This window comes from Loktanella sp. DSM 29012 (genome assembly GCF_900110705.1).
Taxonomy (GTDB): domain Bacteria; phylum Pseudomonadota; class Alphaproteobacteria; order Rhodobacterales; family Rhodobacteraceae; genus Loktanella; species Loktanella gaetbuli.
The window spans coordinates 63,875-84,240 of record NZ_FOEJ01000007.1; the positions used below are offsets into that span (position 1 = coordinate 63,875).

22 protein-coding genes are annotated in these 20,366 nt (G+C 62.6%); 8 read left to right on the forward strand and 14 right to left on the reverse strand.

What is annotated here, in order from left to right; genetic code table 11:
* Nucleotides 1-71: 71 nt before the first annotated feature.
* The 3 genes from BMX27_RS14790 (at nt 72) to BMX27_RS14800 (ending at nt 3,768) form a co-directional block, all read left to right on the forward strand.
* On the forward strand, nt 72-2,096 hold the full coding sequence (locus BMX27_RS14790) for an NADPH-dependent 2,4-dienoyl-CoA reductase (RefSeq protein WP_090160841.1): 2,025 nt from the start codon (nt 72-74) through the stop codon (nt 2,094-2,096).
* Complete coding sequence (locus tag BMX27_RS14795) at nt 2,096-2,773, forward strand: SGNH/GDSL hydrolase family protein (protein ID WP_090160843.1); 678 nt, start codon at nt 2,096-2,098, stop codon at nt 2,771-2,773. The genes BMX27_RS14790 and BMX27_RS14795 overlap by 1 nt, the downstream gene beginning before the upstream one ends.
* 89 nt (nt 2,774-2,862) lie before the next feature.
* Nucleotides 2,863-3,768 carry a LysR family transcriptional regulator gene (locus BMX27_RS14800; protein WP_090160845.1) on the forward strand — a complete coding sequence of 302 codons (906 nt, stop codon included), beginning with the start codon at nt 2,863-2,865 and terminating at the stop codon, nt 3,766-3,768.
* Here BMX27_RS14800 and BMX27_RS14805 read toward each other — a convergent pair whose 3' ends face one another.
* From BMX27_RS14805 to BMX27_RS14820, 4 genes are read right to left on the reverse strand one after another with little or no spacing between them, the layout of a single operon-like run.
* A complete protein-coding gene (locus tag BMX27_RS14805) occupies nt 3,769-4,680 on the reverse strand; it encodes an OmpA family protein (RefSeq protein WP_090160847.1) in 912 nt (303 codons plus the stop codon).
* Nucleotides 4,677-5,243, reverse strand: coding sequence for a peroxidase-related enzyme (locus BMX27_RS14810; protein WP_090160849.1), 567 nt, complete (start codon nt 5,241-5,243; stop codon nt 4,677-4,679). Before BMX27_RS14810 ends, BMX27_RS14805 begins: the two co-directional genes overlap by 4 nt.
* Nucleotides 5,240-5,959, reverse strand: a complete 720-nt coding sequence (locus tag BMX27_RS14815; protein WP_090160852.1) for a GNAT family N-acetyltransferase — start codon at nt 5,957-5,959, stop codon at nt 5,240-5,242. Before BMX27_RS14815 ends, BMX27_RS14810 begins: the two co-directional genes overlap by 4 nt.
* Entirely contained in the window at nt 5,956-6,678 is a 723-nt protein-coding gene (locus BMX27_RS14820) for a competence/damage-inducible protein A (protein WP_090160854.1), read from the reverse strand. Before BMX27_RS14820 ends, BMX27_RS14815 begins: the two co-directional genes overlap by 4 nt.
* Before the next feature lie 35 nt (nt 6,679-6,713).
* Between BMX27_RS14820 and sfsA the strand changes: the two genes are divergently transcribed.
* The 4 genes from sfsA (at nt 6,714) to BMX27_RS14840 (ending at nt 10,557) form a co-directional block, all read left to right on the forward strand.
* Nucleotides 6,714-7,427 carry a DNA/RNA nuclease SfsA gene (sfsA, locus tag BMX27_RS14825; RefSeq protein WP_090160856.1) on the forward strand — a complete coding sequence of 238 codons (714 nt, stop codon included), beginning with the start codon at nt 6,714-6,716 and terminating at the stop codon, nt 7,425-7,427.
* A gap of 40 nt (nt 7,428-7,467) precedes the next feature.
* A complete protein-coding gene (gene map, locus BMX27_RS14830; protein ID WP_371260151.1) occupies nt 7,468-8,280 on the forward strand; it encodes a type I methionyl aminopeptidase in 813 nt (270 codons plus the stop codon).
* The gene (locus BMX27_RS14835; protein WP_090160860.1) at nt 8,277-9,434 is read left to right on the forward strand and encodes an MFS transporter; all 1,158 of its coding nucleotides are present in this window, start codon (nt 8,277-8,279) and stop codon (nt 9,432-9,434) included. Before map ends, BMX27_RS14835 begins: the two co-directional genes overlap by 4 nt.
* 97 nt (nt 9,435-9,531) lie before the next feature.
* A complete protein-coding gene (locus tag BMX27_RS14840) occupies nt 9,532-10,557 on the forward strand; it encodes a TRAP transporter substrate-binding protein (RefSeq protein ID WP_256212582.1) in 1,026 nt (341 codons plus the stop codon).
* Between the two features lie 48 nt (nt 10,558-10,605).
* On the opposite strand, the gene BMX27_RS14845 is transcribed toward BMX27_RS14840, so the two are convergent.
* Genes BMX27_RS14845 through BMX27_RS14855 form a run of 3 tightly spaced genes read right to left on the reverse strand, consistent with a single transcriptional unit; the run spans nt 10,606 to nt 13,009 of the window.
* Nucleotides 10,606-11,250 (reverse strand): HAD family hydrolase, encoded by a 645-nt coding sequence (locus BMX27_RS14845; protein WP_090160864.1) that lies wholly within the window; start codon nt 11,248-11,250, stop codon nt 10,606-10,608.
* Nucleotides 11,247-11,804 (reverse strand): 16S rRNA (guanine(966)-N(2))-methyltransferase RsmD, encoded by a 558-nt coding sequence (gene rsmD, locus BMX27_RS14850; protein ID WP_090160866.1) that lies wholly within the window; start codon nt 11,802-11,804, stop codon nt 11,247-11,249. Before rsmD ends, BMX27_RS14845 begins: the two co-directional genes overlap by 4 nt.
* A complete protein-coding gene (locus BMX27_RS14855) occupies nt 11,801-13,009 on the reverse strand; it encodes an NAD(P)/FAD-dependent oxidoreductase (protein ID WP_090160868.1) in 1,209 nt (402 codons plus the stop codon). The genes rsmD and BMX27_RS14855 overlap by 4 nt, the downstream gene beginning before the upstream one ends.
* Nucleotides 13,010-13,083: 74 nt before the next feature.
* On the opposite strand from BMX27_RS14855, the gene BMX27_RS14860 reads away from it, so the two are divergent.
* A complete protein-coding gene (locus tag BMX27_RS14860; protein WP_090160870.1) occupies nt 13,084-13,575 on the forward strand; it encodes a peroxiredoxin in 492 nt (163 codons plus the stop codon).
* Nucleotides 13,576-13,619: 44 nt separating this feature from the next.
* Here the strand turns inward: BMX27_RS14860 and BMX27_RS14865 are convergent, their stop codons facing one another.
* From BMX27_RS14865 to BMX27_RS14895, 7 genes are read right to left on the reverse strand one after another with little or no spacing between them, the layout of a single operon-like run.
* Nucleotides 13,620-14,468, reverse strand: a complete 849-nt coding sequence (locus BMX27_RS14865) for a mechanosensitive ion channel family protein (RefSeq protein WP_090160872.1) — start codon at nt 14,466-14,468, stop codon at nt 13,620-13,622.
* Nucleotides 14,465-14,767 carry a 4a-hydroxytetrahydrobiopterin dehydratase gene (locus tag BMX27_RS14870; protein ID WP_090160874.1) on the reverse strand — a complete coding sequence of 101 codons (303 nt, stop codon included), beginning with the start codon at nt 14,765-14,767 and terminating at the stop codon, nt 14,465-14,467. The genes BMX27_RS14865 and BMX27_RS14870 overlap by 4 nt, the downstream gene beginning before the upstream one ends.
* On the reverse strand, nt 14,764-15,942 hold the full coding sequence (locus BMX27_RS14875) for a GNAT family N-acetyltransferase (RefSeq protein ID WP_090160876.1): 1,179 nt from the start codon (nt 15,940-15,942) through the stop codon (nt 14,764-14,766). The genes BMX27_RS14870 and BMX27_RS14875 overlap by 4 nt, the downstream gene beginning before the upstream one ends.
* A 31-nt stretch (nt 15,943-15,973) precedes the next feature.
* Nucleotides 15,974-16,723, reverse strand: coding sequence for a glycerophosphodiester phosphodiesterase family protein (locus tag BMX27_RS14880; protein ID WP_090160878.1), 750 nt, complete (start codon nt 16,721-16,723; stop codon nt 15,974-15,976).
* Nucleotides 16,723-17,184 carry a RidA family protein gene (locus BMX27_RS14885; protein WP_090160880.1) on the reverse strand — a complete coding sequence of 154 codons (462 nt, stop codon included), beginning with the start codon at nt 17,182-17,184 and terminating at the stop codon, nt 16,723-16,725. Before BMX27_RS14885 ends, BMX27_RS14880 begins: the two co-directional genes overlap by 1 nt.
* Nucleotides 17,185-17,242: 58 nt before the next feature.
* On the reverse strand, nt 17,243-18,544 hold the full coding sequence (locus BMX27_RS14890) for an HlyD family type I secretion periplasmic adaptor subunit (RefSeq protein WP_090160882.1): 1,302 nt from the start codon (nt 18,542-18,544) through the stop codon (nt 17,243-17,245).
* Nucleotides 18,541-20,286 carry a type I secretion system permease/ATPase gene (locus tag BMX27_RS14895; RefSeq protein WP_090160884.1) on the reverse strand — a complete coding sequence of 582 codons (1,746 nt, stop codon included), beginning with the start codon at nt 20,284-20,286 and terminating at the stop codon, nt 18,541-18,543. The genes BMX27_RS14890 and BMX27_RS14895 overlap by 4 nt, the downstream gene beginning before the upstream one ends.
* Between the last annotated feature and the right edge of the window lie 80 nt (nt 20,287-20,366).

The window sequence follows — 20,366 nt, forward strand, 5'->3', positions numbered from 1 at the left end:
ACTGACGCGGCGTTGGGGGTGACGCAGAACATCGGGCAGGTAATGTAGCTCCAAACCGGAGGAACCCGCCAATGACGACTTATCCCAACCTTTTGTCGCCTCTCGACCTGGGCCATACGACGCTGAAAAATCGCGTGTTGATGGGGTCCATGCACACCGGGCTGGAAGAAACCCGTGACTGGAACCGAGTCGCCGAATTTTACGCGGCGCGTGCGCGTGGCGGCGTCGGCCTGATGGTGACCGGCGGCATGGCCCCGAACAAGGAAGGCGGCGTGTTTCCGGGAGCGGCTGGCCTGTTCAGTGATGCTGACATCGCCAATCACCGCATCGTCACCGACCGCGTGCACGATGCAGGCGGCAAGATCGCGATGCAGATCCTGCACGCGGGTCGCTATGCCTATTCCAAGGATTGCGTCGCCCCTTCGGCCATCAAATCACCGATTTCACCCTTTGTGCCCACAGCGTTGGACGAGGCCGGCATCGAAAAGCAGATCAGCGACATGGTGACGGCCGCCAGCCGCGCCAGACAGGCAGGTTATGACGGCGTCGAGGTGATGGGATCAGAGGGTTATTTCCTCAACCAGTTCCTGGTGAAACACACCAACCACCGCACCGACCGCTGGGGCGGGTCGTATGAGAACCGGATGCGCCTGCCGGTCGAGGTCGTGCGCCGCGTACGCAAGGCAGTGGGCCCCGATTTCATCGTGATCTACCGGTTGTCGATGATTGATCTGGTCCCCGAAGGGTCCACCTACGCCGAGGTCGTGCAACTGGCGCAGGCCATCGAGGCAGCGGGGGCGTCGATCATCAACACCGGTATCGGCTGGCACGAAGCGCGGATTCCCACGATTGCGACGTCGGTCCCACGCCGGGCCTTTGCCTGGGTGACAAAGAAACTGATGGGGCAGGTGGGTATCCCGCTGATCACCTCGAACCGGATCAACACGCCACAGGTCGCCGAAGACGTGTTGGCCGAAGGCTGCGCCGACATGGTCAGCATGGCGCGCCCGTTTCTGGCCGATCCCGATTTCGTGGCCAAGGCACAGGCAGGGCAGGCCGATCTGATCGCACCCTGCATTGCCTGCAATCAGGCTTGCCTGGATCACACCTTTGGCGGGAAACTTTCGTCCTGTCTGGTGAACCCGCGGGCCTGCCATGAAACCGAACTGCTGGTCACTCCGGCGGCGCAGTCGAAATCCATCGCCGTGGTCGGCGCTGGTCCTGCGGGCCTGTCGGCGGCGTTGACAGCGGCGGAACGCGGCCACGCTGTCACGATCTTTGATGATGCGCATGAAATCGGTGGCCAGCTCAACATGGCCAAACAGGTGCCGGGCAAAGAGGAATTCTGGGGCCTCGTCGATTGGTATCGCGCCGCGGTCGCTGCTGCGGGCATCACCCTGAAACTGGGTGCGCGGGTCGGTGCCGACGATCTGACCGGCTATGACGCGGTGATCGTTGCGACGGGTGTGGCCCCCCGCGATCCGCAGATTCCCGGTCAGGACGGCCCGAACGTGCTGTCCTATATCGACGTGCTGCGCGGCAAGGCAGAGGTCGGCCAGCGCGTCGCCATCATCGGTGCGGGCGGGATCGGGTTCGACTTGGCCGAAACGCTGGTCACGGATCAGAGCCCGACAACCGATCTGCCCGACTGGATGAAGGAATGGGGCGTCACCGATCCCGGCGATCATCGCGGTGGTCTGGCACCTGCCGGACCGCAGCCCCATGCGCCCGCGCGGCAGGTCACATTGTTGCAGCGCAAGGCGCAAAAGCTGGGCAAGGGGCTGGGCAAGACGACAGGCTGGATTCACCGGGCCGGGCTTCAGATGAAACAGGTGCAGATGGTCGGTGGCGTGAATTACGAACGCATCGACGCCGAAGGATTGCACGTCAGCGAAGGTGCTGCCCGCGAAAACCCGCGCGTGATACCCGCCGATACCATCGTGCTTTGTGCCGGTCAGGTGCCGGAGAACGCGCTGGCCGCTGATCTGGCCGCGCGCGGCCTGACACATCACGTGATCGGCGGGGCGGATGTCGCGGCCGAACTGGATGCCAAGCGGGCCATCGATCAGGGCACCCGGCTGGCTGCAACGCTGTGATGCGGGCAGTCGCCAGCGTCGTATGCGCGCTGTTGGCTGGCTGTGCGCCGCCGCAGACGGGGCCTGTCACGATCACGGCGGTGGGCGATTCAGTGCTGTCGTGGAACCGGCTGTCGGGGCAGGACATTCCGCGTGTTGCGGCTGCCGCGCTGGACCGTGGGGTCGCGAACCGGTCGGTTCCGGGGGCGCGTTTTCTGACCGCGATCCCCGCTCAGTACCGCGCAGGCGATTGGGATTGGGTCATCGTGAACGGTGGTGCCAACGACCTGTCGCGCGACTGCGGCTGTGATGGCTGCGATTTCACGCTGGACTCGTTGATTTCCGCAGACGGGCAGACCGGGGCCATGCCACGCTTTGTGCGGGATATCGCAGATCAGGGGCCGCGCGTCGTGGTGCTGGGATATTACGGCACATCCGTTGCCGGTGGTCCGCTGGCGGATTGCGCGGACGAATTGGCCGCACTGTCGACCCGATTGGCCGCCCTGGCCCAGGGCGACCCGCGCATTGTTTTCGTTGATGCCAAGGATGCGATCGACCCGGCAAATCTGGATCTGTATGCGCGTGATCTGGTGCATCCCTCCGCGCTGGGCAGTGCGCGGATAGGTAGGGAAATTGCCCGCGCCATTGCCATGGCGTACCCGGTCGCGGGGCGTTTCCAAACAGAGGCCAGTCGCTGATAAATCGCGGTATTGTCAGGCGCGTGACCCAATCCCGCCCGATTTGACAGGCAAGAACGGTCCAACAGTAAACAGTGTTAGGACCGGACATGGATCGCCTTACAGAGATGGAAGCCTTTGCCACGGTCGTGGATCAGGGTGGCTTTACCGACGCCGCCAAGAAGATGGGAATCTCTAAATCCGCCGTGTCAAAGCACGTCTCGTCACTCGAGGCGCGTTTGGGGGCCCGGCTCTTGAATCGCACGACCCGCAGGGTCAGTCCGACAGAAATCGGCCTGGCCTATTATGACCGCGCCCGTCGGGTGCTGAATGACGCAGGCGAGGCGGACGCGTTGGTCACATCCATGCAATCCGCCCCGTCGGGCCTACTGCGGATTTCGGTCGCCACTGATTTCGGGGTGAACCACCTGTCACCGGTCCTGGGTGAATTCCTGTCCGAATTCAGCGATATCACCGTGAACATGGTGCTGAACAACCGCTACGTCGAACTGATTTCCGAAGGGTTCGACATGGCGATCCGCATCGGTGAACTGGAGGACAGCACCCTGCGCGCGCGCAAGCTGACGGAAACCAGCCGCCGGATGATCGCCTCGCCGGCCTATTTCGAACAATACGGCCGACCCGAAAAGATCGACGATTTGAACGATCATAAGTTGCTGCATTATTCCAATGCCGCCAATTCCGCAGTCTGGAAACTGACAGCGCCATCGGGTGAAAAGCGGCAGGTCCGAACGGCGGGCTGGCTGACCGTGAACGACGGGCAGTCGCTGCTGAACGCCTGCGTCGGCGGCTTGGGCATCGCCTATCTGCCCAGCTTTCTTTATGCCGATGCCATGCGCAAAGGTTTGGTCGAAGAGGCGATCCCCGATCTGCCGGTCGAAACCCAAGGCATCTATGCGGTCTATCCGCCCGGTCGTTTCACACAGCCAAAGGTGCGTGCATTCATTGATTTTCTTGTGAATGCCTTTGCGGAAAAAGGCCCTGAATCCTGGTAATCAACGGGTTCCGGTGACCACGGCCTCAACCCGGCGGTTCGCACGGCGACCGTCGTCTGTCAGGTTGCTGGCCACCGGTGACAGGTAGCCCATGCCAGCGGGTGTCAGTTGGGCGCGCGGCACGCCGTAATCGGCGACCAGCCGTTCCACGACAGCGGCGGCACGGCTGCGCGAAATCGCGATATTGCCTTCCAGCGCGCCTTCGGCGTCGGTGTGGCCGACGATGCTGATCGCCAGATCCGGGTTGTCTGCCATAAAGTCGGCCAGCGCCCTCAGTGCAGTGGCGTCACCGCCTGCAAGGGCGGTCGCCCCCGTCGCGAATGTGACGCCGTCCAGAACAGCCCGCCCCTGCACCATCAGTTTTTCACCAAGATCTCCATTCACGGCGGTGGCGCGCAGGGTCGGTGCCTCGGTCGTGATGGTCGGCAGGTCATCCGATGTAGGTGCAATCCGGGTGATCTGGACAAATCCCGCCTGCGGCGTGTGACTGACCAGCAGGCTGACGGCACTCTCGCCGTTCACGGCGGACAAGTGGCGAAAGGCTCCCAGATCGACCTGCATCTGGGGCGGCGGCGTCACGGGGATCGCAAATCGGAAATCGAAGCCCCCGCAATCCGCATCGGCGCATTCATGGATCACGTCGAAACCCGCGTTGATCAATTGATCGCGCAGGCTGCGCAAGATCGGCAAGGTATCGAGTCCCGGTGCGTCGATCCGCCAGACCTCGATCTGCTGTGCCCCCTCGAAGGGGCGGCTGGGCAGGACACCATCCACCCAAGGCCCCGTCGGCAGCAGATAGCGTACGTCGGTATCTTGTGCATCGTATGTCAGAGAGGCGTTGCCGGGAAGCGCCAGATCCTGCGCGGCCAGCGGGCCTGCGATCAGCCCAAGACAGAGCGTGAGCGTCTTCATCTGGCCTGCGCGTGATATTCGGCGTTGGGCACCATTTCGGTGGCCGACGCGACGCGGTTGGACATGTTGAAAAACGCGGCCACGCTGGCGATGTCCCAGATGGCACGGTCGCTGAACCCTGCGTCGCGCAAGGCCTGCCGGTCGGTTTCCTCGATCCGGGACGGCGTTTCGGTCAGCTTTTCGGCGAACCGCAGCATGGCTGTCTGGCGGGTGTCCAGATCAGCGGCACGCCAGTTCATGACCATCATTTCGCCCAAGGCCGGGTTGCCGGACAATTGCCGCACGGCGGCACCATGGGCCGTCAGACAATAGTAGCACTTGTTCACGGAACTGACGACGACCGCGATCATTTCGCGTTCCAGCTTCGTCAGGTCGGACTGTGCCAGCATCAGATCGTTGTACAGGGCGGTAAAGGCGTTCAGTTTTTCGATGTCAAAGGCATAGGCACGCAGGACATTGGGCACCATTCCCAGTTTGTCCTGGCAGATGTCGAAATAGGCCTGCGTGGCATCGGGCAGCGGGTCGACCATCGGCAGGTCTAGGGCGGTCGGCGGGTTGGTCATGATCTGTCCTTTGGCTGTGCCCGATAATGATAGCGCCCGACCTCTGTCATCCCCAACCCCTGATACAGCGCATTCGCGCCTGCGTTCGCAACCGTGGTGAGCAGCGCAAAGGTTGATGCGCCATGGGCCTGCCCCCAGATTGCGGCGGCACGGGTCAGGGTCGCGGCCAACCCTTTGCGCCGGTGGGACTTGCTGACCTCCAGCGCGTGCAACATGGCCACACCGTCATGGATCGCCACGAACAAGGTGGCAGCCGGGCGGTCGTCGATGCGGCCAAGAATCGTCGTTTTCGGCCCCATCACCCGGTCCATCACCGCAAGGCGGGCAGGGCCGACACCACCCTGGGCCCAGATATCGCATTGCACCGCCAGGGGTGGCCAGACGGTAAAGGCGCAGACAGGGGGCGGTTTCGGGGTCGCAAGGTCGGCGGCAGGGCAGGCGTAGATGATTGTTTCATCGCGCATGGCATAGCCAGCGTCCGCCAGCGTGGCGTCGGCGCTGTCGTCACCGGGCCGGATGCTGAAAACGACCTCCTGGCCCAGATCGCGCATCGCGGTTTCGGCCAGTGGCAGGTCCTCGCTGGTGACAGGTCGGATGGCTGTCGCAGCACTCACGCGGTTTCCGCCGCCGTTGCCCTGACGGATGATCCACGGACCAACCTGCTGCGTCCGGGCGGCGGGCCAGGTCGCATTTATCACCGCGCCCCAATTAGTCATGCGGGAAACAGCGCCTGCAATTGCGCCATGGCCGCATCGACCCGTGATGCATCGCGACCGCGTACCACCAGATTGGTGCCATAGACGCCGTCTTTTTGGAACGGATAGCTGCCCAGTGACAATTCGGGGAAATCCTGAGCGACCTGCGCCAACGGGGCCGCGACATCGCCTTCGCCGCGCATGACGCGCCAGCTTTGTGACAACAGGGGCGCACCATGGGCCAGTTTGGACACGACGCTGGCGACCATTGCCTCGAACACCGCCGGCACACCTGCCATCACGTTGACGTTGCCCAGCGTGAATCCTGGTGCCGTGCTGACGGGGTTGTCGATCAGGGTGGCACCGTCGGGAATACGGGCCATGCGCAGGCGCGCATCGTTCAGCGTGGTCCCGGCGCGGTCATAATGCGCCTGTAGCAATGCGCGGGCATCGTCGCGTACGTCGATCGGCACATCGAATGCTGCGGCCACCGCATCGGCGGTGATGTCGTCGTGGGTCGGCCCGATCCCGCCGGACGTAAAGACGTGATCGTAGGTTGCAGAGAGCGCCTGTACCGCCGCCACGATGGCGGGCTGTTCGTCACTGACGACACGGGCCTCGCACAGGTCGATCCCGGCCTCGGTCAGCACCTTGGCCAGATGGTTCATGTTGCTGTCGCGGGTGCGGCCCGACAGGATTTCATCACCGATGACAAGCATCGCCGCTGTGGGATTGGTCATTCTAAACTCCGTTTTGTCCCGGTATAACTGCCGACATGAACTTTGCCAGACCGTTGATCCCCGCCACGCTGATCCGCCGCTACAAACGTTTTCTGGCGGATGTCACGCTGGATGACGGAACCGAGGTGACGGCGCATGTCGCAAACCCCGGCAAGATGACGGGGCTGGCCGAACCGGGCATGCAGGTCTGGCTGGAAACCAATGACGACCCCAAGCGCAAGCTGAAATACGCATGGCGGCTGGTCAATGATGCTGGTGCGCTGGTCTGCGTGGATACGGCGCAGGCCAATCGCGTGGTGGGCGAAGGGTTGCGCGCGGGCCACGTGCCGGGACTGACAGGCTACACCGACATCCGGTCAGAGGTGAAATATGCGACCAATTCACGTGTTGATTTCCTGCTGACGGGGGATGGCCCGGACCTGTGGCTGGAGGTCAAGAGCGCCACGATCTGCCGGACGCCCGGCCTCGCCGAATTTCCGGACACGGCCACGGCGCGCGGTGCGCGGCACATGGCGGATCTGGCGGACCGGGTCGCGGCGGGTGACCGCGCGGCGGTGTTTTTTCTGGTCAATCGCACCGACTGCGACGCCTTTGACGTGGCCCGCGATATCGACCCGGTTTACGGCGCGGCCTTTGATGCGGCGGTTGCCGCAGGGGTCGAGGTCATTGTCATGGATGCGACAATGGACCGCGACGGGATCGCGCTGGGCCGCGTGCTGCCGCTGGGCCGGGGTGGCATGCAGGGATAAAACGTCCTATGTGGCATCGCAGGCAATGATAGGTGACGACGTGACGACCTCTTCGCAGAGTGTGACAAAGGACGGTATCCGTCTGTACGAACCATCCGATTTCGCAGGTATGGAAAAGGCCGGGCGGCTGGCTGCAACGATCCTTGACGATATCGCGGAACATGTGTTCGTCGGTCAGACAACTGGCGTGATTGACCAACTGATCACCGATTGGGTCACAGCTGCTGGTGCGACCTCTGCCACCATCGGGTATCGCGGCTATCAGCACGCCAGCTGCATCAGCGTGAACCACGTGGTCTGCCACGGTATTCCCGGTGACAAGGTGCTCAAGGACGGCGATATCCTGAACATTGATGTGACCGTGATTGTCGACGGTTGGTTCGGTGACTGTTCGCGCATGTATTGGGCCGGCAAGATGAGCCGCAAGGCCGAACGTCTGGTGCAGGTGACGCACGATTGCCTGATGCTGGGGATCGAGGCGGCCAAGCCAGGCAACACATTTGGCGATATCGGCCACGCCATCCAGACCTATGCGGAAAAGCAGCGCATGTCCGTTGTGCGCGATTTTTGCGGTCACGGGTTGGGCCGGGTATTTCATGCGCCGCCCAACGTGCTGCATTACGGTCGTCCCGGAACGGGTGCCGTGCTGGAAGAAGGCATGTTTTTCACCATCGAGCCGATGATCAACCTCGGCCGACCGGAAACCAAGATCCTCGCGGATGACTGGACGGCCGTGACGCGCGACAAGTCCCTGTCGGCGCAGTTCGAACATTCCATCGGGATCACCGCGCAGGGGTGCGAGATTTTCACGCTGTCGCCTGCAGGACGGTTCCACCCGACGATGCCAGAGTGACCGAGGCCGGCGCGGGCCGCCGTCTGATCGGTGTCCTGAGTGTTGCAAATTTCGCCATCGGCATGGGTGCTTTTGTCCTGATCGGGATGCTGGTCCCTGTGGGCGACAGCTTTGGTATTTCGCCGGGTCGCACCGGATGGTTGATGACCACCTATGCCTTGTCCTATGCCGTGCTCTCGCCCTTGCTGGTGTCGGCCACGGGGCGCATCGGGCGCAGGCGCATCCTGACGATCGCAATGGCAATCTTTGCCCTGGCGCATGTGGCATCGGCTGTCGCGCCGACCGAATTCACACTTCATCTCACGCGCATTGTTGCGGCGGCGGGCGCTGGCATGTTCACCCCCGTAAGTGCATCGGTCGCAGCCCGCCTGTCCACACCACAAACGCAGGGCAAGACCCTGGCCTGGGTGGTGTTCGGTCTGACCTTGGCGCAGGTGCTGGGCGTGCCTGCCGGCAGTTTCATCGCCTATACCTTTGGCTGGCGCGCCGCGATGCTGATCGTTGCGGTGCTGGCGCTGGCGATGCTGCCGCTGCTGTGGCGGATCGTGCCGCGCGGATTGAATTTTCAGCCGGTTTCGCTGCGCGAATTGGGTGCGATTCTGCGCAACGGACCGATGATGCTGGCGGTCACGTTTACCGCGACCTTTCTGGCGGCGGTTTATGTCGTCTATACCTATTTCGCCCCCCTGATGGAAAACGGGATGGGTTACGGGCGTGACGGGATCACGGCGCTGTTGCTGATGTTTGGTGTGGGCGCTGTGCTGGGCAACCTGATGGGCGGCTGGATGGCCGACCGCATCGGTCCGACGCGGACGCTGACGATCCTGTGCATCGCGCAGATTGCCCTGCTGCCGCTTTTCTCGCTCTTGCCTCTGCCGGGGATTGTGCTGGCGCTGCTGGTCGCTGTCTGGTCCGCAACGGGGTGGTCGTTCCTGGCGGGACAGCAGATGCGGATCATCGCTTTGCGTATCCAGGCGGCACCGGTTCTTCTCGCGCTCAATGCTGCGGCAATCTACATCGGGGCGGCATTGGGATCGGCCGTAGGGTCGGGGGCCATCGCGCTGGGTGGACTGATGGCGCTGGGGGTGACCGGCGGATTGCTGGGGCTGCTGGCGCTGGGTCATATCACCCTGTCACGGCGCATCAGTGGATAAATTTGTCCGGCGCACTTGCGAACGGATCGCATCTGACCCATATCAAATGCGTCACTAGCGGTGATATCCCCCCAAAATTGACATGAGGATGCACGCTATGCACCGTTCACTGCTTGCCGCTGTCGCGGCCTGTCTGACCTTGCCCACTGCTGCACTGACCCAAGAGGTCACGTTGCGTTTCCAGCATTTCGTCTCGCCTGCCTCGGCGAACCCGACCTATTTCATGCAGCCTTGGGCCGACGCGATCGAGGAACAATCGGGCGGCCGGATCAAGGTCGAACTTTATCCCTTCATGCAGTTGGGCGGGTCTGCCGCGTCGCAGTACGACTTGATCCGGGACGGTGCCATCGACGGTGGCTGGGTCATTCCGGGCTACGAGCCGGGTCGGTTCCCCGAGGCGGAGGCGCTGGAACTGCCGTTCATGACCAGCAAGCTGGGCGCAGAGGCGTCGCGTGCCGCATGGGATTTCACCCAAGACTATCTGATGGACGATTTTGCCGATGTGCATGTGATAACCACCCACATGCATGGCCCCGGCATCATCCACCTGAAAGGTCCAGCGCCCGAAACGGTCGATGATCTGCGCGGCAAGGTCGTGCGCGGCCCGTCGCGCCCTGCAACGCTGCTGCTGGAAAAGCTGGGGGCCACACCCGTCGGCATGCCTGTTCCCGCATTCCCAGAGGCGCTGTCGCGCGGGGTCGTGGATGGTGGTGTGATCACCTGGGAAATGTCGCCGTCGCTGAAACTGGATGAACTGACCGACAGCCACACCGATGTCGCAGGCGACCGCGCGCTGTATAACCTGTTTTTCGTCTGGGCGATGAACAAGGACGTCTATGCGGCACTACCCGATGACCTGAAGGCCGTCATCGACGCCAATTCAGGCAAGATGGCCGCCGAATGGGCGGGCGGTGCCCATGACACCGGCGATTCCGAAGGGCGTGACCTGATGGAGGACGGCGGAAACCAGATCGCTGTCTTGTCAGAGGTGGAAACCGACGCGATCAAGGCATTGGGCCAAGAAGTTCGTGCAGACTGGATCGCGGATATGGATGCACGTGGGCTGGACGGAACTTCCCTTGTTCAGGCGGCAGAGGCTGCTGTGGCCGCCAACCTGAACTGATCTGCACATCGTGATTGCGCGCGCCCCGCTGACAGTCTTGGCGGGGCGTTAGCCCGTCAGGCCCAGGTCGCGTGCGACCTGCATCATGTCCGTGATGGGCTGGGCGGCATAACCTGTGGCGCGGGCAGGGCCACCATCGGCGACATAGGCGTAACAGCAGAGATCCGCAGCCTGCGCCGCCCGCCAGCCCGCGGGCATGTCGTCGATGAATATCGTTCCGCCCTCATCTGTGCCCGCCACCTGCATCGCGTGATGCAGCATGGCCGGGTCAGGTTTGGGGCGATGGTCATGACCGGTGTAGATGCGCCCGCGGAAACGGTCCCACAGACCAGAGGGGTCAAGGCTGACCTCCATCTTGGACATCGGACCGTTCGAGGCCACGGCGGTTGCGATACCGGCGGCGTTCAGCAGGTCCAGCAGATCGACGACACCGGGAATGACGGGTGGGCCGTCCTGCAGTGCTGCCCGGATTTCGGCGTGGATCTCGTCCAGCCAGGTGTCGGGCAGTTGCGCGCCGCGCTGGATTGCCTCGCTTGCCGCACCGCGCATGGTGCCACCGGCAAACAGGGCGTGCACCTCGGCCGGTGAAATATGCAGACCATAGCGTGCGAAACTGTCGGACATGATCCGGTTGGTGGTGGGTTCGGTATCGACCAGCACCCCGTCGCAGTCGAAAATCACCAGATCGGTCATGGTGCCTCCAGCAGGGTGATCCAGGTGCTGCCGTATTGGCGTTGGTCCAGCCGTTTGTATCCCTTTGGGGCCATCTGAGCGGTTGATTCCTCCAACACGATCAGGGCACCTGCGGCGATCCAGCCGCCCTCTTGGCTGGCCAGAATGGCCTGTAGTCCAAGGCCCTGACCGTAGGGCGGGTCGACGAAAATCAGGTTACATGCCGTGTGGGCCATCGGGATCGCCGTGGCATCTGCCTTGATGATCACGGTGTCAGCGCGGCGCTTCAGCTTTGCAATGTTGGCCTGCAACAACCGCCCTGCCGCCGCACCATTATCGACAAAGGTTGCATGTTGCGCGCCGCGCGACAGCGCCTCTAGCCCCAGCGCACCGGTGCCGGCGAATAGATCCAGCACGCGCCCGCCGCGCACTGGGCTACCGAAGCGGCCACCGTCCAGCACGTTGAACAGGCTTTCGCGGACGCGGTCGGACGTGGGTCGCAGATGTGCCGCCGGATCGCCGCCACCGACGTCAGCCAGTTGGGTGCCACGGTGCAGACCAGCGACAATCCTCATGCGCGTAACAAAGCCTTAAGGTCGGTGTCCGCGTCAGTGACGACGGAAGGGGCAGGACTTTTGCCCGCCTCGATCAGGCGTTTGCCCACCATATAGGCGCGGGTGTCGGACAGGCTGTCGATCGCCAGCAGGGTTTCGCCACGGTAGTACCAATGCGACCGCGCGCCATCTACGTCGCGCACATGCAGATCGGTATAGCCAGTGTTCAGTCCCGCAATCTGGAGTTTCACATCGTATTGATCCGACCAGAACCACGGCTTGGGCGTATAGGTCACGGGACGGCCCAGCAGGTTGTGGGCCACGATTTCAGCCTGATCGATGGCGTTGCCGACGCTTTCGATCCGCACGCGTCCGTCGCCACAGGGGGCAGAGGCACAATCGCCCGCCGCCCAGATATGCGGGTCAGAGGTGCGGCCGTGGGCGTCAGTGGAAATCCCGTTGTCGATCACAAGGCCCGCGCCTTCGGCCAATGCGGTCGCAGGCGCAATGCCGACGCCGACGATCGCGAAATCAATGTCCAACGTCGTGCCGTCGGACAGGGTTGCCCCGGTGACGACATCGTCCCCGGTCAGCGCGGTCAGGCCGACGCCCTCGCGGATATCCACGCCGTGTCTGCGATGGAGGTCACGAAAGAAATCGGACGTTTCCGGCGCAGCGACCCGTTGCAGGATGCGGTCCGCCGCCTCGACCAGTGTTACGCTGACACCGCGCTTGGCCGCGACGGCTGCCGCCTCGAGCCCGATATAGCCGCCACCGACGATCAGCGCGCGCGCACCCGCGACAAAAGCGGGTTCCATCGCGTCCGCATCGTCCAGATCGCGCACGGCAAAGACATTGCCGAGCGTCCCACCGATACTGGCGGGCAGGGTGCGGGGATGGGCACCGGTGGTCAACACCAGTTCGTCGTAGGCCAGCACCTCGCCGCCATCCAGCGTGACGGTTTTTGCTGCCTTGTCGATGCTGTCGGCGCGGCTGTTCAACCGTACGTCGACACCGTGTTCATCATACCAGGCGGCAGGGCGAAAATAGAGACGGTCCTCGGCCATCTCGCCCAGCAGATAGGCCTTGGACAATGGCGGGCGCTGATAGGGCAGACGTGGTTCGGCACAGACAAGTGTGATCCGGTCATCGGATTTTTCGGCGACAAGCTTTGCAATCAACGCCGATGCAGCCTGACCGCCGCCGATGATGACAATTCTACGCATGCGTCCCGTCCTCTGGTTCTGCTGCGTCGCACCTTATATGTCTGAGGTACAGACGCAATTCGCAAGGAGCGATCATGACCATCACCACTGGCGACAGCCTGCCAAACGCAACCGTTCTGACCATGGGGCCGGACGGACCGACTGGCGTGGACATTCACGACAAGATCAAGGGCCGCAAGGTTGTCATCTTTGGTTTGCCGGGGGCCTATACGGGCACCTGCACGACGGCGCATGTGCCCAGTTTCATCCGCACCGCCCCGCAACTGCGTGACAAGGGCGTCGAGGAAATCATCTGTCTGTCGGTCAATGATCCATTCGTCATGCAGGCCTGGGGCGAAGCGACGGGTGCCATCGATGCGGGCATCACGATGCTGGGCGATGTCGAGGCGGCATTTACCAAGGCCATCGGCATGAATTTCACGGCCCCGCCTGTGGGTTTCATTGACCGGTCCAGGCGTTATGCGATGCTGGTCGATAACGGGGTCGTCACGATCCTGAACGAGGAACCCGGACCCGGTCAGTGCGATATTTCCGGCGGCGAAAACCTGCTGGACCAGATGGGCTGAATGCTACGTTTGCTGCGCCGGGGATGTCCCGGCGCAGGATCATGTCATTCCGCGTTTTGCATCACAAGCGTGCGGGTCGGGAATGGGATTTCGACGCCCGCCTTGTCCAGCGCCTCTTTGACCGCGCGGGTCATGTCGGCCTGATATTGGAAATATTCAGTGCGTTCGCACCAGACACGCACCAGGAAATCGACGGAACTGGCGTTCATGTTGGTGACCTGAATGAAGGGTTCAGGATCTGACAGGGACCTGGGGTCGGCCATGATCGTGTCGATGATCGCCCTTTCTGCGACGGCCAGATCCGCGCCATAGGCGACACCGATCGTCCATTCGGCGCGTCGCTGCGGATAGACCGAATAGTTCGTGATGATGTTGCCCCAAACCTCGGAGTTGGGGACGATGATCTGCACGTTCCCGATGCTGGCCAACTCGATGAAGTTGAGGTTGATGGATTTCACCGTGCCCATCTGCCCGCCGATATCGACGAAATCGCCCAGTTTGATCGGCCGAAAGAACACGATCATGACCCCGGCGGCAACATTCGACAGCGTGCCTTGGAGGGCCAGACCAATGGCCAGACCGGCCGCACCGATGACAGCTACGACACTGGTTGTCTGAACGCCGAACGTGTTGAGGACGAACAGCAGCGCAAATCCGATGATGACATAGCGCACGATGTTGCTGAGAAAGGTGAACAGCGTTTCGTCAAGATGCGCGTTGCGCTGCCCCATGTTGGAAATACGGCGGCTCAGCCAGCCTGCGATCACAAAGCCGATCATCAGGATCAAGATGGCCGACAATACGTTTCCAAGGATCGACACGAGGAATTCGAGCGTCAACAAATCGGCGAGCGATTTGCCGTTCAGAATGGGGGTCGTCAAGAGATCGTTCATGCAGTCCTCGCCAGATCGTCCATGATTTTCGCCAATTTTGCGTCGAGCGGCGACAAACCATCTGCATCATGCGTCGTCAACGTCACCTGGACGGTTTTATAGACATTTGACCATTCGGGGTGGTGATTGAGTTTTTCGGCGTGGATCGCCGCTTGCGTCATCCAGCCAAAGGCCTGAACGAAATTCTTGAACACGAATTCCTTGTGAATGGCGTCACGGTCGTCCTGAGCGGTCCATCCGTTCGCCAGCAGTGGCGCAAGGGCATCATCACGGTCGCTGCCTGTCAGTTTGTCGGTCATTGTTGTTCCTCTCGGTTTTCGCGGCGGAAGGGGCCGTAGCTGGTCAGCACCTCGATTTCTTCGTCGACGGCGCGTTTCTCGGCTTGGACATAGCGGGCGATGGCGTCGCGGAAACCCGGATCACCGATCCAGTGCAGCGAATGGGTGGGGACTGGCAGATATCCCCGGGCAAGCTTGTGTTCGCCCTGCGCACCGGCCTCGACCCGCTCCATGCCCTGTGCGATCGCGAAATCGATGGCCTGATAATAGCACAGCTCGAAATGCAGGGCAGGGTGGTATTCGGTGCTGCCCCAATAGCGGCCGAACAGCGTATTGCGCCCGATGAAATTCAGCGCGCCCGCAACAGGGCGGTCCCCGTCCAGCGCCAGCACCAGCAGCATGTCGTCGCGCAGGCTGTTCTGCGCGTGGTCAAAGAATGCCCGCGTCAGATAGGGCGTGCCCCATTTGCGGTTGCCGGTGTCCTGATAGAACCGCCAGAAGGCGTCCCAATGGTGCGGTTGGATCGCGTCACCGGTCAGTTGCACGATCCGTCCACCAAAACCTTGCGCGGTGGCGCGTTCCTTGCGGATGTTCTTGCGTTTGCGGCTGGACAGGTCGTTCAGAAAGGCATCGAAATCGGTATAACCATTGTTCACCCAATGAAATTGCTGGCCGATCCGGTGCAGCAGTCCCATTTCAGCCCCTGCCAGCGCCTCGGCTTCGGTGCAGAATGTGGCGTGGACCGACGACAGGTCGTTGTCGGCCGCGATCTGCACTGCCCCCTGGACAAGTGCGGCCATGCCAACGACCTCATGGCCTGGCCGGGTCAGGAAACGCCGCCCGGTGGCTGGCGTGAACGGCACGGCAATCTGCAACTTGGGGTAATAAGCACCACCTGCGTTTTCATAGGCGTGGGCCCAGTTGTGATCAAACATGTATTCGCCCTGTGAATGTCCTTTGGCGTAGAGAGGGCAGACCGCGATCACCTGACCTTCGGACTTGGCAACCAGATAACGCGGTTGCCAGCCGGATCGGCCGCCAACCGAACCTGAATCCTCCAGCGCGCGCAGGAACCGGTAGGTCGTAAACGGGTCAACGGGGCGGTCGCCACCGGGGGCGGCGCAGGCATCCCAGTCGGCGGCGTCTATGCCGTCCAGCGATGGCAGGGCGGTCAGTTCAATGGCGGGTTCTGTCATGGGGTGCAACGTGGGCGGCAGGCCCACGGCGTCAAGCCGGGTAGCCCTCGAATGTGATGTTGTCCGCGATTTTGCGGGCTTCTGCCTCTTGTTCGGGCGATTTGATCGTCCATGTCAGCACCTGCGCCCCGCGGGATTTGAGGTCTGCCACCTGTGGGTGATCCAGTTCCGTGCGGTCATGGCTGATGAAGCTGGCCCCCACATGATCGTAGTCGGGAATGCCCGACAGCCGTTCAAGAGTCGGCTGCGGGATGGTGGGCCAGCCTGCGATGTCAAAGCCACCGGTCGTCAACCCACGCGGCACATCGGGAGCGACACGGGCCATTTCCGCAACATGGTGAGGATTGAACGACATGACGGCCACGTCGCCGGCGTAATGTTCCAGCAGCGCAGCGACGGCCCGGCCGATGGGTCCGGTATTGGGGCCCAGGCCGCCGTCCTGATCCTTGATTTCCAGCAGCAGCGGCACCCGGCCAGCCACTACCTCTAGCAGCTGTTGCAGCGTCGGGATCGTGCCGCCGTCGCCCATCAGCGGAATTTGGGCCAGCTGCGCACTGCTGCGCTGTGCGATCGGCCCCATTTCGATCGTCATGCGCCGTAGGTCGTAGTCGTGAAACACGACAGGCACCCCGTCAGAGGCGTATTGCAGATCGACCTCGATTCCATAGCCTTCTTCCACGGCAGCAGCGACGGATGACAAGGCGTTTTCAGCGCGGCCTTTGCCTGCGTCATGATAGGCGCGGTGCGCGATGGGCCGCGCGAGAAAGGACGATGGCAGCATCACGCGATTTCAAAGATCGCTTCGATCTCGACCATGACTCCAAGGGGGAGTGACGCGGCAGAGACAGCCGACCGCGCGTGCCGTCCCTTGTCACCCAAGGCTGCGACCAGAAAATCAGAGGCACCGTTGATGACTTTGGGTTGGTCGGTAAATCCGCTGGTCGAATTGACGAACCCGGTCAGCTTGATCACGCGGACCAGCCGGTCGATGTCACCGCCGCATGCCGCCTTGAGCTGCGCCAAAAGGCTGATTGCACAGGCGCGCGCCGCGGCGACACCATCCTCGACGGATGCGGTTTCACCCAGTTTGCCCAGCATGTTGCCCTGCGGCCCCTGGGAGATCTGGCCAGACACATAGACCATGTTGCCGGTGACGACATAGGGCACATAATTTGCCGCCGGGGCCGGAGCGTCCGGAAGGGTGACGTCCATCTGGGCCAGTTTTTCTTCGATCTTGCTCATGTGCGCGCGCTCCTGTCGGGTTTGGGTCGACGCTACGCGGGCAGGGCGCAAAGGGCAATCACGACTCGCGGAAGGCCCGGGCGAAATAGTCCGACAGCGGCTTGATCAGATAGGACAGCGGGGATCGTCCGGCGGTCCGCACGAAAACCTCGACCGGCATGCCGGGGATCAGTATCAGGCCAGGGGGCAGGCGTTCGATTTCACCAGGATTCAATACAACCTCTGCGCGAAAGAATGGCATGCCTGATTGTGCATCCTCAAAGGCATCGGCGCTGATCTGGGTCACCTGTGCGGACAGTTCAGGCGTGCGGCGCTGGTCGAATGCGGGAAATCGCACCGTCGCCTGCTGGCCCGGAAACAGCTGTTCGACGTCCCCGACCCTTACCCGGACGGTGATGATGCGCGGTCGGTCCTGCGGCACCAGATACATCAGGGGATCTGCTGGCTGGATCACCGACCGGGGTGCATGGACACGCAGCCCATAGACCACGCCGGACACCGGCGCGCGGATTGCCAGACGGTCCACACGGGTTTGCAGCAGCCTGCGGTGTTCGGCAAGGTCCAGCATGCTGGCGCGCAGATTGCGCAGATTTGTGATCGCCTCTTCGCGGCGCGTTATGGTGAGGCCAGCAATCTGAATGTCGATTTCCGTCATCCGTTCGGCGGCCCGTGCGGTTTCGGCCATCACCTGTCCCAAGCGTCCTGCCAGTTCTGCCTGTTCGCGTTGCAGCGCCATGACCATGCTGGCCTGCGCCAATCCGCGATTCAGCAGCGATTGCTGGTCGGTCAAAGCACTGGCAATCAGGTCGAGTTGCGTGGTCAGCGCGGCCTGTTGCGCGTCCAGACCCAAAACCTGCGCTGCGAGTTGTTGGCGTTGCCGGGTGAGTTGTGCGGTCTTGCTGCGGATCGTGTCGATCCTGGCCGCAAAGAGCCTGCGTTGTCCGTCGATGATATCTTGTGCCGCGCCGCCCGATGATCGCAGGTCATGGGTAAACTGGACGGCGCTGTCGCCGTCGCGTTCCGCCACAAGCCGGGCCTGCTGCGCGCGCATGTCCAATATCTGTGCGTCGACCGCCGCCAGCGCACCGGCCAACTCGTCATGGTCCAGCGCAATCAACAGATCACCAGCCTGAACCGCCTCGCCTTCGCCCACGAGGATACGGTCAACGATGCCGCCGTCGGGGTGCTGGACGATCTGCCTGCTGCGGTCGACCTCGACCTGCCCCGGACTGATGACCGCGCCGCTGATATTTGCCAGCACGGCCCATCCCCCCAGGCCGCACAGCAGCATCAACAAAGTCAAACCACCCGTGATCACCGGACCACGCGCGGACCAGCGGTCGGTGACGTGCCTGGTCATGGTATTCCGGCGGCCTTGGCTGGCAGGGGTTGGATGTCCCTTGCGTTGTGCAGCACCTTGCGCATCACGGAATCCTTGGGGCCGAACGCCCGGCATGCCCCGCCTTCGAGCACGAGCAACAGGTCGCATTCCTGGATGGCCGCCGGCCGGTGCGCCATGATGAAGACAGCCTTGCCGGCGGTCTTGGCTGAGCGAATGGCCATGTTCAGCGCGGCAGAACCGTCATCGTCAAGGTTGCTGTTGGGTTCGTCCAGAACCAGCAGGACCGGGGCGCCATACAGCGCGCGCGCCAGACCGATACGCTGGATTTGCCCCCCCGACAGCTTGCCCCCACTGGTCGCCACGCGCGTGTCGTAGCCACCCGGCAGGCGCAGGATCATGTCGTGGGCCCCCGCCTTCCTGGCGGCTGTGACCACGGCGGCATCGTCCGGCTGCATCGACATGCGGGCAATGTTGTCCCTGATGGTGCCGTCGCATAGTTGCACCTGCTGTGGCAGATACCCGATGTGCCGACCCAATACGTCGGTATCGTATTGGTCCAATGCTGCGTCACCAAGCCGGATCGTTCCACCGGCCGGTCGCCAAACGCCCGTCAATGCGCGCGCCAGCGCCGATTTGCCTGCGCCTGAAGCGCCGATGACGCCGACGGCCTGGCCTGGTGCGACTGCGAAACTGACCATGCGCAACACCGCCTGATGCGCACCCGGCGGCACAACGGTGATCTGATCGACCAGCACATCTGCGCGGGGTGGTGGCAAGCACATGCGTCTGTGCGGCACTGGATTGACGCCCAGCAGGACCGACAGGTTTTGCCACGCCGCGCGTCCCTGTTGGAATACGGTCCACTGCGCAACGATCTGTTCGACAGGCAAGAGCGCGCGCGCCATCAGGATGGACCCCGCGATCATCCCACCAGGGGTTAGTTCACCGCGCAGCACGAGATATGCCCCCAGCCCCAGCATCGCCGATTGCAAGAACAGGCGAAGTGTCTTGATCACGCCGGTACAAGTACTGCTGGTCTGTGCGGCAATGAGGCCTGCATCCAGCGCCCGATCACGCGCGGCCTGCCACCGGGCGTGACTGTCGTCGCGCATGCCCATCGCCTGGATCACCTGGCTGGCGTTGTGGATGTATGCGCATTGGGTTTCTGCCTCGTGCCGTGCGGCCTGCGCTGTCGAAAGCGGCGCGCGCGTCACACAGCGGTTGATCACCGCCACACCGATCAGAGCGGCGCATCCCGCCAGTGCAAGGCTGCCCAGCAGCGGGTGAAAGACGAATATCCCGAGGAAAAAGAGGGGCATCCACGGTAGGTCAAACGCCGACAGCAAGGCAGGAGAGGCGATCAACCTTTGCACGGCATCCAGGTCGCGCAGTCCTGCCTGTCCTTGGAGAGATGCCGGTTGTGATGCGTTCGCCTGCAAAACGGCGTCAAAGACCCGGCGATCGAGCCGGGTCTGAAAAAGCGCGGCCAGACGCATCATGATCCGACCGCGCATCACATCAAGCAGCCCCATCATCGCATATAGGAATGCCACCAGGATCGTGAGTGCGACCAGGGTTTCCAGACTGCGCGACCCCAACACGCGGTCATAGACGTTCAGCATGTAGATCGGTCCGGCCAGCATCAGCATGTTCACGACCAAGCTGAAAAGCCCGACGACCCAGCACAGCGGCAAGGCTTCGCGGTAGACCGCGCGCAGTTCGGTGCGCCCGGCACGGCGCAATTGTTCAAAAGCCTGCATGTCAGCTTTCCTGTGGCAGATCCTGTTTCGACCTGTCTGGGTTCACGTCATTCAGGATTCACGAGGCCGCGATGTAGAGG